This window comes from Gemmatimonadales bacterium (assembly GCA_036265815.1).
GTDB lineage: Bacteria > Gemmatimonadota > Gemmatimonadetes > Gemmatimonadales > GWC2-71-9 > CAVVWJ01.
Genome location: DATAOI010000096.1, coordinates 1 through 12,512, shown reverse-complemented (window position 1 = coordinate 12,512; position 12,512 = coordinate 1). Strand labels below are relative to the sequence as shown.

10 protein-coding genes and 1 pseudogene are annotated in these 12,512 nt (G+C 64.7%); 7 read left to right on the top strand and 4 right to left on the bottom strand.

Annotation, left to right across the window (positions count from 1 at the left end):
- Positions 1-880 precede the first annotated feature (880 nt).
- The 4 genes and pseudogenes from VHR41_18915 to VHR41_18900 all read right to left on the bottom strand — a co-directional run bounded on the left by VHR41_18915 (position 881) and on the right by VHR41_18900 (position 2,421).
- Positions 881-1,456: an outer membrane beta-barrel protein gene (locus VHR41_18915; protein HEX3236269.1), complete on the bottom strand. Its 576-nt coding sequence runs from the start codon at positions 1,454-1,456 to the stop codon at positions 881-883.
- Positions 1,457-1,483: 27 nt separating this feature from the next.
- Positions 1,484-1,687 carry a DUF4397 domain-containing protein gene (locus tag VHR41_18910; GenBank protein HEX3236268.1) on the bottom strand — a complete coding sequence of 68 codons (204 nt, stop codon included), beginning with the start codon at positions 1,685-1,687 and terminating at the stop codon, positions 1,484-1,486.
- Between the two features lie 111 nt (positions 1,688-1,798).
- A pseudogene (locus VHR41_18905) lies at positions 1,799-2,169 on the bottom strand (DUF4397 domain-containing protein).
- Positions 2,170-2,202: 33 nt separating this feature from the next.
- Positions 2,203-2,421 (bottom strand): DUF378 domain-containing protein, encoded by a 219-nt coding sequence (locus VHR41_18900; protein ID HEX3236267.1) that lies wholly within the window; start codon positions 2,419-2,421, stop codon positions 2,203-2,205.
- Positions 2,422-2,588: 167 nt separating this feature from the next.
- Between VHR41_18900 and VHR41_18895 the strand changes: the two genes are divergently transcribed.
- The 7 genes from VHR41_18895 to VHR41_18865 all read left to right on the top strand — a co-directional run.
- Complete coding sequence (locus tag VHR41_18895; GenBank protein ID HEX3236266.1) at positions 2,589-3,536, top strand: MerR family transcriptional regulator; 948 nt, start codon at positions 2,589-2,591, stop codon at positions 3,534-3,536.
- A complete protein-coding gene (locus VHR41_18890; protein ID HEX3236265.1) occupies positions 3,533-4,987 on the top strand; it encodes a DUF2867 domain-containing protein in 1,455 nt (484 codons plus the stop codon). Before VHR41_18895 ends, VHR41_18890 begins: the two co-directional genes overlap by 4 nt.
- A 1,047-nt stretch (positions 4,988-6,034) precedes the next feature.
- The gene (locus VHR41_18885; GenBank protein ID HEX3236264.1) at positions 6,035-7,822 is read left to right on the top strand and encodes an MFS transporter; all 1,788 of its coding nucleotides are present in this window, start codon (positions 6,035-6,037) and stop codon (positions 7,820-7,822) included.
- A 389-nt stretch (positions 7,823-8,211) separates the two neighbouring features.
- Positions 8,212-9,183, top strand: coding sequence for a cytochrome c (locus VHR41_18880; protein ID HEX3236263.1), 972 nt, complete (start codon positions 8,212-8,214; stop codon positions 9,181-9,183).
- A 520-nt stretch (positions 9,184-9,703) separates the two neighbouring features.
- The gene (locus tag VHR41_18875; GenBank protein HEX3236262.1) at positions 9,704-10,339 is read left to right on the top strand and encodes a PAS domain-containing protein; all 636 of its coding nucleotides are present in this window, start codon (positions 9,704-9,706) and stop codon (positions 10,337-10,339) included.
- Between the two features lie 887 nt (positions 10,340-11,226).
- On the top strand, positions 11,227-11,694 hold the full coding sequence (locus VHR41_18870; GenBank protein ID HEX3236261.1) for a TlpA disulfide reductase family protein: 468 nt from the start codon (positions 11,227-11,229) through the stop codon (positions 11,692-11,694).
- Between the two features lie 127 nt (positions 11,695-11,821).
- The coding region (locus VHR41_18865) for a hypothetical protein (GenBank protein ID HEX3236260.1) at positions 11,822-12,512 on the top strand (691 nt) is incomplete at its 3' end.

Genomic DNA, 12,512 nt, shown 5'->3' with positions numbered 1-12,512 from the left:
AGCGTTCGATATCGTCGGGACGTTTGATCCGATCAACTTCGTGGGATCTACCATCAATTGGGACTTGGTTTTCCCGGTGACTGGCACTCCCATCGACCTCGACATGAACGCCGACGGATTGAATGACTTCAAGGTACGGTGCACGTTGAGCTGAAAGCCCGTTCTTACCTGCTGTCGGCCACGCTCGCCTCGATCGGAATGCCGAATCAGTTGAGGAATTCTCCAGGTTGGCTGAAGGCTGCTTAACGAGAGACAAAATCAGCTCTAGTGGAGTTCACCTGGTTCGGTGGACGGTGAGCGACTGGGGATTCAAGCAGCATGTGAGGTCCGGCGCTCATAGGTGATCGGGGACTGCTAGCGGAAGGCGGAGTGTCTCCGGTGCGGGTTGCACCAGCCCTCGATGTAGCGGAAGACGGCGTACTTGGGCCTCCGCCTGAATGGGGAAGCGGCGCCGGGCCAGGAGACTCCCGCTCAAGGATGTCGCGTCCGCCGGAGGATGGAAGGATGTGACGACGTTGCTGACCTGCTATCAGCACTCCGACGAGGCCACGCTGTTGAAGGTGATGGAGTCGCCGGTCCGGCTGGGGAGCCGTCGCGCGGCCGGCGCGTTGGAGAAACGGTAGCAGAAACGGTAGCAGCGGGCGAAAAAAGAAGAAGGCCTAACACCACCGAGGTAGCATCGGGCCTTCTAGTTGCCCCTCCTGGGCTCGAACCAGGACTCTCCTGATCCAGAGCCCGCCGGCGGGGGCACCCTTTCCGGGCAACTTGTTGGGATTCGGCCACTATCCGAGCATCGGTGCCCGCTTCCCGGCCGTAGTTTGCCCGCTCATGCCCGGAGAAACTACGGCAAAAACTACGGCGCTGGGAGGGTACTGCGGGACTAGAGCCCGATACGGACACCTGCCGTGAAGGGCCACACCCACGCGTTGCTGGTCCCCACTTCCTCATCGTCCGTCAACGCGATGTCGCCCTGCGGACTCAGCAGGAGCTGCACGCGCGGACTCAACCGATAGCCGATTTTGGCGCCGACGTTGATCGCGGGATAGGTATTCGAACCCGCGCCGTCGGCGTCGAACGTCAGGGCGCCCGCACCGGCATTGACGATCACGGACCACGGTGACTGCCCCTCGGACAGCAGCTCGTAGCCCAGCTTCGCGACGTAGTGGTAGACCTTCACGTCGGGGGCCTCTCCACCTCCGGCTAGATCCGCCCCCGAGTGGAAGCCGAGGTCCACGTCTCCTATTAGCCAGAGCTTCGGCGCGAACTGCACCGCGGCTCCGAGCCCGAAGCTCGGCCCGGCGTCCACGGCATCGGAGATGTCGAACGTCGGCACGTTGAAGCCGCCTCGCGCCTCGATCGAGACCCGGCGCTCCACCAATTGAGCCTGAACAGTCGAGGCGATGCCGAGCAATATGAGACCCGATAGCAGAACGGTCCCGGTTCGGGTACTTCCCATCGTTGTGTTCCTCCTAAGTCGTGACAACTAGTTCAGGTCCTCGAGGACGAGCAGGTCGAACGGAGCCCCGCCGCCCGCCGCGTCCACGGCGATCGCGCTGCGCACCTGCCCGCTCGACAGAGTGAGCGTGCCGCTGTCGATTACCACGGTCTTGGTGCCCGCGGGCGTCACCCGCACCTGGTAATCGCCTGCCGGTGCCTCGATGTAGTCGGCAACGTCTCCGAACTCCACGTTGGCGAGCAGCGGGATCGTTGTTTCGAGGTCCGCGCCCGGCGCGGTGACATAGATGTCCACCGCCGGGGTGCCCGGCGCGTCGTGGATCGCACGCAGGGGTGCATTGCCCAAGGCCGGCGCGCTGTTGTCGTCCTGCAGCGCGATCGGCTCGATCGCTTCGGCGAGGCCGTTCGCGATCACCGTGTAGTCGGTTCCGTCCACCAGACTCAGGTCAGCGTCGACCACCGTGGTGTGGTGCCTGCGGCGTTCCCGTTCAGGTTGCCCGCGGGCACGTCGCGGTAATCGGACGCCGTCAGGTATGGCACGTCGCTCAGTACCTCGGCGTCGTCCAGCAGCACGTCCACGTCGGGCGCGTCGGGAGAGGCGTGTACCACGCGCACTCTCGCGCGGCCCTCGGGGCCGGTGTTGTCATCGTCGTCGCTGCAGGCGGCGGTCAGCGCGCCTGCGGCGAGGAGGAGAGTGAGAAACTTCAGCTTCATGAGTACACCTTCGTTGGAGATGAGATTCGGTGATTACCTAGCGAAGGCGGGCTGCCAGCGGTGCTGAATGGCCTTCCACTGCAGCGCCTGGTACAGTGCGGCGACTCCGACGAGGATGTAGACCGCCCGGCTCACGGGACTCAGGTTGCCGAAAATGGTCCCGACGATGTCCGAACCGGTCACTCCCACTACCCCCCAGTTGATGCCGCCCACGACCAGCAACACGGCGGCGGCCACGTCCAGCTTTTTCATATGTCCCCCAGAGTAAAGTTGGTTTGTCTAACATCTGCCTAACAAAATACCTCAGTCCATGAGCTCTGTCAAATATTTGCCTAACTAGTTACCTTGACATTATTTCGACAAGGTCATAGTTATGGTTCATGAGAGAGGCCGTCGAGTCCCAGACCCCCCGATACCCCGTGCGCCTGGTCGCCGTCCGTACCGGGCTCACGCCCCACGTCCTGCGGGCCTGGGAGCGGCGCTATGGAGTGGTGAGTCCCGCGCGGACCGAGGGGGGCCAGCGCCTCTACTCCGATCTCGACATCGAGCGCTTGCGGCTGCTCCGGCAGCTGACCGACCGGGGCCACGCGATAGGCCGGATCGCCTCGCTCCCGATCGCCGAGCTCGCCAGGCTGGACGAGGACACCGGCGGGGCCGAGGAAGCGGCCGCGTCATCAGACGCAGACGGCAGCGGGGCGGGTGAGGCGGAGCAGACCCGTGCCCGGAGCGTCGGCGAGTCCATTACGGCGGTGTTGCGGGCCACCCGCCGACTCGACGCCGTCGAGCTTCAGGCAGTGCTCGAGCAGGCTGCGGTGACGCATGGCGTGCCGGTCTTCATCGACGAGGTCGTGGCGCCCGCGCTCATGCGCATCGGCCACGGCTGGGCCGAAGGGTCGGTGTCGGTCGCACAGGAGCACATGGCCAGCGCCGTCTTCCGCCGCGTGCTGGACTGGCTGTTTCGAGTGTACGAGGTCAGAGGCACCGCGCCTCGGCTGGTCGTGGCGACGCCGCCGACCCAGGTCCACGAGTTTGGAGCGCTGATGGTGGCGATCAGCGCCGCCGCCGATGGGTGGGGCGTGACTTACCTCGGTCCCGACCTGCCCGTGGCCGATCTGCTGAGCGCGGTTGGGCAAACAGGTGCCCGGGCCGTCGCGGTCAGCGCCGTCTACGTGCCGGAGGGCGTCGATTTCCTCGCCGCCCTGAGGGAGATGCGTGCCGGCCTGCCCGAGCAGGTGCCGTTGCTCGTGGGAGGCGCGGCGACGCCGGAGATAGCGGCCGAAGCAGAGGCCGCGGGCGCCCGGGTGATCGCGTCGTTGCCGGAGCTCCGGGCGATGCTCCGCCGACTCGCGGCCGGGGAGCTGGAGTGAGCCGCCAACGCGGGCTCATCCTTCTCACAGGCGCGAGTGGCTACGTTGGGGGCCGGCTGCGCCGCGCGCTCGAGGCCGGCGGGCACCCGCTCCGCTGCATGGCCCGTTGGCCGGAGTATCTCCGCTCCCGGGTGGCCGACGGCACCGAAGTCGTCGCGGGCGACGTCCTGGAGCCAGGCTCGCTCCCCGATGCTCTTCGCGGCGTGCATACCGCGTACTACCTGATCCACTCGATGGGCTCCTCCAGGGACTACGCCGAGAGGGACCGTACGGGTGCCCAGTCGTTCGTCGAGGCCGCACGCGAAGCCGGAGTGCGCCGGCTTATATACCTCGGCGGCCTCGGCCAGGGCAGGCGCCTCTCCCAGCATCTGGCGAGCCGGCAAGAGGTCGGCCGGATCCTCCGCGAGTCGGGAATTCCAACGATCGAGTTCCGAGCCTCGATCGTGATCGGCTCCGGGAGCCTTTCCTTCGAGCTGGTCCGCTCACTGGTAGAGAAGCTCCCGGCGATGGTGACTCCGAGCTGGGTGGACACGCCGACTCAGCCGATCGGCATCGAGGATCTCGTCGCCTACCTGGTAGCGGCACTCGATCTCCCATGCCGGGACAGCGTCGTCTACGAGATCGGGGGCCCCGACCGGGTCTCCTACGGCGATCTCATGCGGGAATACGCCCGGCTCCGAGGATTGAGACGGGTGATGGTTCCCATCCCGCTGCTCACACCGCGGCTCTCGAGCCTCTGGCTGGCGCTGGTCTCACCGGTGTATGCGCAGGTGGGACGAGAGCTGATAGACGGGGTGCGCAACGCGACAGTGGTGCAGGACGACGGCGCGCTCCGCGATTTTAGCGTAAGGCCTCACGGGGTCCGCGAGGTGCTCGCACGCGCGCTGGTCAACGAGGACTTGGGATTCGCGGCCACGCGCTGGTCTGACGCACTCTCTTCTCAGCGGTCGCCGCGGGGCTGGGGTGGGGTCAAGTTCGGCGCCCGCCTGGTGGACTCGCGGGCTGCCTGGGTGAACCGCGCACCGGACCAGGCATTCCAGCCCATTTCGCGCATTGGTGGCGACGCGGGCTGGTACTATGGCAATGGTCTCTGGCGGCTGCGGGGGTTGCTCGACAGGGCGGTGGGCGGGCCGGGAATGCGGCGGGGCCGGCGGCATCCGGAGTTGGTCATGCCGGGGGATACACTGGACTTCTGGCGGGTCGAAGCGGTGGAACCCGGGCGACTGCTCAGGCTCGCGGCCGAAATGCGGATGCCCGGGCGGGCCTGGCTTCAGTTTGAGGTGACGCCAATGGACGGTGGCAGTCTTATCCGGCAGAGCGCGATCTTCGACCCAGTGGGGGTATGGGGGCTGCTTTACTGGTATGGGCTGTGGGGGATTCATCAGATGGTGTTCGCCGGAATGCTGCGGAACATCGTTGGTGCTCCGGCGCCAGCTTCGCAGCGGGGGTGACATACCCCACGAGCGGATTGATAGCGGCGCCGGTCGCTGACGTTGGGCCCGCGCCGAAGTCGATCCACACTCATTCGCACACGCGCAATAGGCGAAACCCGGCAGGGCCTGAGTCGTTGCCGAACTTGATTGCCCTTGCTGGGCTCGAGCCGAAGGCCACCGGAGGTGAACCAGGACTCTCCTGCTCCAGAGGGGCCGCTATAACCGTCCAAACTCCGGCAACTTGCCGCCCTTTACACGAGTTCGTGTTACCCGATGCCGGCGTTTGCCGGCTTGGATGCTGGACTTTGCCGTGGTTTGCTCACTCGGATGATAGAGTTTGCCAAGCGGCGGCCCGGATTGGCGGCGTGACCTTCAGACGGTCACCCTCCCCGTTCGCCTCATACAGGGCCTCCCGGGCGGACCTGCACCAGCCCTAACCCTTGGAGCAGCCAAAGCCCGCCGAGTAGTACAGCAATGACACTGACGACTAGGACGAATGCTTTCATGGGATTTGTCCTCCGCCCTTTGCGTGTGACTCGATCAGATTGCTCCGGGTGGGGCGCCGGCCCATGGCGGCTGTCGGCTGCATGCGCTGTTCGACGGCCTCAGCCGGAAGCTTGCGCGTCCCTATCCCGGGAGGGTCGAAGTTCACCGATGCCCTCGGAGAGCTCGGAGCGGATGGTGGATCGTTGACGTGCCCTACACCGGGGTATGCGGCCACACGCGTTGGCACACTGCTACGTCACCTACTCACTCAAACGTCGGAGTTTGCCGGCCTTTGAACCAGGCGCATCCCGCACCTAGCGAACTCAACATCTTCGCGCAATATTAGCCGGACAGCCATCCTCAGAACGGACCGCGCAGGTGACCCCGGTTGCCGCCGCTCCGCACCAGTCCGCGTCCAATGACGCCCTCAACGCGGCGGATGGATGGGCTGACGCTCCCCAATTCGGAACTTCTGGGCTAGCGCTCCGCAGGCATAGCCCCTCTGCCCATGTAGCTGACCGTTGCTACCACATGGCCCCGAGCCCGGGGCCTGTCCTGAGCACACCTCGAGGGGGCCCCGTGAAGAATCGCTGGCTCATCGCGCTCTCGGCCGTCGGCATTCACATCTCGATCGGATCGGTGTACGCCTGGAGCGTCTTCAACCTGCCACTCGAGAATGCGTTCGGCTGGACCAAGGGCAATGTGGCGATCACCTTCAGCCTCGCCATCTTCTTCCTGGGAATGTCCGCTGCCGTCATGGGGCGCTTCGTTGAGCGCCGAGGACCGCGCGCCTCGGGCACGGTGGCGGCCGCCCTCTGGGGTACCGGGCTCCTGGTCGCCAGCCTCGGGGTGAAGCTGGGCATCATCCAGGTGTTGTGGCTGGGATACGGGGTCTTGGGCGGCATGGGACTCGGCATCGGCTACATCACGCCGGTCTCGACCTTGGTGAAGTGGTTTCCCGACCGCCGGGGTCTAGCTACCGGGTTAGCTATCATGGGCTTCGGCTTCGGGGCCGCCATCGGAGGTCCGGTCTACAACTACATCATGTCGCGGGTGGCCGCCGGCCAGCTTGGTCTCTCTGAGCCCACCTATCGCCACGGCGTCGCGAACTACAACGCGGCGAAGAACATCCTGAAGGACATGCACGTCCACGATTCGTCCACGGCCGCGATCGAGCTCCCGGAGTTCTTGAGCATGGTACGCGATGGAAGGAGCAAGGAGGTTCTGGCTTCGCTTCCCGAGAAGCAGGCCCGCGACGCAGCCGGGATGCTGGCCGCGCTGCAAAGCAACCAGGCCGATCCGGCACTGTCGCCGTTCTGGGCGGCGGTGGGCACGGCGCCCTTCCGGAGCGCCATCGCGGCCGGCATCTCGGCGGCCTTCTTCTTCGCCGGAATCGCGTATCTCCTCATCATGATCGCCGCCGCCCGCTATATCGAGCGCCCGCCTCCGGGCTGGATGCCGGAGAAGATGAAAGCGGACGTGGACGCCGGCAAGCGCAAGGTCATTCCCGACCTCACCCAGCTCACGGCCAACGCGGCGGTCCGGCGAGCCCCGTTCTACGGCCTCTGGGTCATGATGTTCATCAACATCTCGTGTGGCATCGGCATCATCTACACGGCCTCCCCGCTGGCGCAGGAAAGCATCGGACTGACCCCCGCCCAAGCGGCTGGCGTGGTTGGCCTCATGTCCATCTTCAACGGCCTCGGCCGCCTCGGCTGGGCGTCGCTGTCCGATTACCTGGGCCGTCCGAGCACCTATACCGCGTTTTTCATCATCCAGATCGTCGCGTTCTGGGTGCTGCCCGACATCACCAGCGTCATCCTATTCCAGGTCATGCTCTACCTGATCCTGACCTGTTACGGCGGCGGCTTTGCCACGCTCCCGGCGTATATCGGTGATCTGTTCGGCACCAAGGAACTGGGCGCCATCCATGGCTACGTCTTGAGCGCGTGGGGTCTGGCCGGAGTCACTGGCCCGCAGCTGGTGGCCCGCCTGTATCAGGCCACCGGCTCCTACCAAGCCGTCCTGCACGTATTCTCTGTGGTGTTCGTGGTGGCGCTCGTCGTGAGCATCATGATGACCATTCACGTCATCAACGCGCGCAATCGGATGACCACCGCGACGATCTTCTCGTTCGACGGCGTGGACTTTGTGCGGATCCAGACCACCTTGCTCACCACTGAGGGCAAGCCTGCCATCAACACGAAGCTCGATCGCGACTCGGCCAGCTTTCAGGCCTTGGTGCAGAACTACTCCTATCGGGGAGAGGCCATCATCTTCGGCCGGAAGTACGACACCTACTACGCGCCCCTCACCAACCCGCAGGGCAAGCTCGATGGGGCGATCTTCGTCGGCAACCAGAAGTGACCGTCGCCGCCACCTCGGCCTGCGCCTGATGGGTAAGCAAAGCGCGGTGGCTGGCACTCAGCCACCGCGCTTCGAGTTGCCCCTCCTGGGCTCGAACCAGGACTTTCCCGATCCAGAGTCGGTACCGCCGGGGCAGCGGTTCCGGTCAAGTTGCCCGGAAGCGGTCACTTACCGATCATCGCTGCCCGCTTCCCTCCCCCGAAATGTCCGGTCTTGCCCGGAGAAACGGATGCGGGGTGCCAAGCCGGCTCGATTCGGTGCCCATGCTAGGAGACCCCGTCAACCTCTGGTCAGTGAGGAGTTAACTGGGTCCACTCCCGCGCCGAGAACGTCCCCGTCGCACGGCCATGCGATAGACCCCGGCTGATTCGAGTCCGCGGAGGACAACCATGTTCGACACGGTCGGCGTGATGCTTCTCGGCCTGCTCGCCGCCTTGTTCGGCTGGCTTGGCACCCGCGCCCGGAGTGCACACACCCTCACTCTGAGGTGGGGAGGCCTGATCCTTTCGGGCCTCCTTACCTTGGTTTTCACAGCAGCCGTCCTCGTTGCGGGGGTTGGTTTTTACAGGCTCAACGTCCCACCCCATCGGTATACCGTCCGGGAGGTACAAGTCGCAGTCACGCCGGAGCAGCTCGCGCGGGGGGAAAGATTTGCAGTCTTGTGCCCTCTCTGCCATTCGCCCACCGGCAAGGCACCCTTGGTCGGGCAGAACTTCGGGAAAAACGGCCCGCCAGTAGGAACGCTCTATGCCTCAAACCTCACGCCCGCCGGTGAAATTAGGGATTGGTCGGATGGCGAAGTCATCCGCGCCATCCGAGAAGGCGTGGGTAAGGGTGGGCGGCCACTGGTCATCATGCCCTCGGAGGTCTTTCATAATCTGAGCGACACGGACGTCCAGGCCATCGTCGCATATCTGCGTTCCCAGCCAGCGGTACAACCCCGTACCCCGCCGACCAAACTCAATGTCATCGCCGCACTCTTCATTGGAGCAGGTGTGTTCCAGACCAGCGCGCAGGTGCCCATCACCCAACCCGTCGTCGCACCCACCGAGGGTGTCTCGGTGGGGTACGGCAAGTACCTGGTCTCGATTCTAGGCTGCCGCCTCTGTCATGGAGACAACCTCGCGGGCCGCAGAGCGGGTGGCGCCGGCCCGCCAGCGGGACCCAACCTCACGCTGATCGTACCGAAGTGGACTGAGGAGGAGTTCGTTCACACCCTGCGTACGGGCGTCGACCCTTACCGCCGCATCCTGAGTGAGGGGATGCCCTGGGAAGCCGTCTCCGCCTTCGCCGGTGACGACGATCTCAAGGCGATCTATGCCTACCTGCATGGGCTGTCACCACTCGAAGGCCCACCCTAAGTAGACGACCGCCGGCGCCTCACGCGCCACCGTCGAGTGTCAATCATCTCTCCGGTCTATCCGTCAGAGGTCTCCCCCGGCCGCTCAGGCGGCGAAAACCTGAAGCCCGGCAATAGCTACGTTTTTGCCGTGCTTCACTGCCGCTCCCTGGGCTCGAGCCGAAGGCCGAGTCCACAACAAAACGGCCGCGCTTTCTGCGGCCGTATTGCCCCTCCTGGGCTCGAACCAGGACTCTCCTGATCCAGAGTCCTCCGGCCGGGGCAACTTTTCCGGACAACTTGTTGGGAAACGGCCACTTTCCGAGCATCGGTGCCCGCTTCCCGGCCGTAATTTGCCCGCTTCTGCCCGGAGAAACTACGGCAAAACTACGGCAGCTAGGGCTGCGCCAATTGGAGTTCAGGATGCTAGCGCCAGACTAGGCCGGACGTGCTCAGGCTGTGGATAACCTCACTACGCGTTTAGCATTTCCTCATAGACAGCCCACTATTCTTCAAGGCCGAGCCCATACGGTGGAGGCTGCATGGACGAGAAGGATTCAACCGCGGCTTCTGTTGAGGCCCCTCTTGACCTGCTGCCTCAGGTCCTCGAGGCCCTTCCGGTCGGCGTGTGGATCATGGACCGCACGGGCTGCATTACTCATGGTAACCCTGCGGGCCGCCGCATCTGGGGTGGTGCCAGATATGTAGGACCGGCCAGGTTTGGGGAGTACAAGGGTTGGTGGGCAGACACCGGGCGGCGGATCGCTGCAGACGAGTGGGCCGCGGCCCGCGCCATTACGAAGGGCGAGACTTCCCTGGACGAGGTGATTGACATCGAGTGCTTCGATGAGTCTCGCAAGACGATTCTGAACTCTGCCCTCCCCCTGCGAAATCCCAACGGGGATATCATCGGGGCAATCATCATCAATCAGGACATCACGGACCGGCGGCGCAGCGAACTAGAACGCGAGCGCCTTATGAAGCAACTCCAAGCAGCCATCGCGGAGGTACATACGCTGTCGGGGCTCCTGCCGATCTGTGCCGGATGCAAGAAGATCCGAGACGAAACGGGGCGCTGGCTGAGCGTGGAGGCATACGTCGAAGGTCGCTCCACCGTGCAGTTCAGCCATGGGATCTGTCCCGGCTGCAAGACGCGCCTTTACCCGGGAATGGGATAGCAGTGGGCAGTGAGGACGCGCAGTGCGATAGGCTGTGACGGCGCTGGAAGGCCCCGCGCGCTCAGCGGTTCGGTTCCTCACGGGGCTGGATACGCGTAAGGATGCCCAGCATACGGCTCTTCACGAACCCAGCAGGGATATGGCCCGTCGGCGGCGCCGAAGTTGGATTCACGATGCTCCAAGACCAGATCGATGAGCCCAGCGCAGAGGGCGCCAGGGGAGCTTTATCTTTGCTGGGGCGGAGTCCGAGGGCCGAGTCGGCAGTTCCGAACTGCCACCCAGATGGGTCGCTGAGACCCCCAAGGGCTCGCATACCGACTCACACACCCCGCAGACAAGCGAAGCCCGGCAATGTGTAAGTCCTTGCCGGGCTTCATTGCCCCTCCTGGGCTCGAACCAGGACTCTCCTGATCCAGAGGGGCCGTAGTAGCTGGGCTAGATCCCAGCAACTTGCAACCCGTATGCGAGTTCGTGTCACCCGATGCTGGAGTTTGCTGGGTTTCATGCTGGACTTTGCCGTACTTTACTCGCTCACATGCTAGAGTTTGCCGAAAAGGCTCGAACCTCTGAGAACCAGGCGTCGACGGTGTCAGATGTCGGCGGTGTCAGATAGTGGAGCGGCCTCACCCTCCGCACCAGAGGGGTCCGGGCGATTAGTGGTAAGCTTGCGACGGAAGGGTTGCTCTGAACAGGCTGGCGGACGGGTTGCAGGCAGCGCAGATTAGATGGAGCAGATCCCTGCCAAATTCCCGGCCGTAGACCACTGAGCCTCGAGCAGGTGGACCGTGTTACTCACGAGAGCGAGCTAATCTCTGCTTGATCGGTTGTGGACCGCGCCGTGTTTGCGACTGGCACTCCTCGTGGCAGTCCCGCCCTCCGGAACCGCCATGGTCGAGGGGCAGGCCGCACGGCCGGAGGTCGGCGATTCCGCACCAGCGATCAATTTTGACCGCCTAGGAGGCGGCCAGACGTCCCTGGGTTCACTGCGGGGCCGACCCGTCCTTGTCAACTTCTGGGCAAGCTGGTGTGTGCCCTGCCGCCAGGAGATGCCCGAGCTTGCCGCCGCGTGGCAGGCACGGCGGACGAGTGGACTCGAAGTGCTCGCCGTCAATCTCACCGATCAGGAGCGGTTGAAGGACGTCGAGGCCTTCGTAGCCGAGTTCGCGTTGCCGTTTCCCGTGTTGCTCGACAAGCGGGGTCGGGTGCGCGAGCGCTATGGCCTCGCGGCGCTTCCGGCCACTTACTTCGTCGATTCGCTCGGCGTGGTGCGCGGTGTGCACGCCGGGCCCTTGACGAGGACAGCGCTTGAGAAGGGACTGGCCCTGATCCTTGCCTCGGCGGCACCGACCGACTGAGGGTCCACGCAGGTCTCGACAGGAGGCACTGATGCGACGCACGGTGGCAGCCCGAGGCGTAGGCATGGTCGTGAGTGTGGCGGTTCTGCTCCTCGCCACTCCCCGAGAGGCCTTCGGCCAGGGCTGATTGCCCATCCGCTTCACGTCCCCCAGTCTGGGCGGACATCGGCAGGTGTTCCTGCAGGGCGGTGAATGGGAGGGCGGCGTCGCCTATCGGCGGCTGACAGCGGATGACTGGTTCGTGGACGACAAAATCGATCCGTCGGCCGGTCCCTTCGGCGAGCCTGTGCACTTCAACCTTCACACGTTCGACCTCTCGCTGGCGTACGGGGTGTCGCGCCGTCTTAGCGTGCGGCTCACCGTGCCGGTCACCACCGGCACCAGTTCCCGCCTGTATGAAGACCTGGTCCGCCACGAGACGTCCGCCACCGGCGTCGGCGACGTCAACCTGCTCGGCAGCTACTGGATGCTCGACCCGCTGTCCAGCCCGACGGGAAACGTGGCGCTCGGGATCGGGGTCAAGGCCCCGACCGGCAGGCATGATGCGGAGGACGAATTCTGGACCCTGGACAGCACCTTTTCACACCCGGTCCACCCCACCCTTCAGCCCGGCGACGGTGGCTGGGGCTTCCTCCTGCAGGCGCAGGCCTATCGGCGTCTGGCAGGCCGTCTGTCCGGCTACCTGTTCGGATCCTATCTGCTGAGTCCTCGGGAGAAGACCGAGGTGCTGTTCATCCCGACCTTGCCCGGGAGTTCCGTCTCCGTCCCCGATGCGTATCATGCCAAGCTTGGCTTCGCCTATGCCGCGTGGCCGGAGG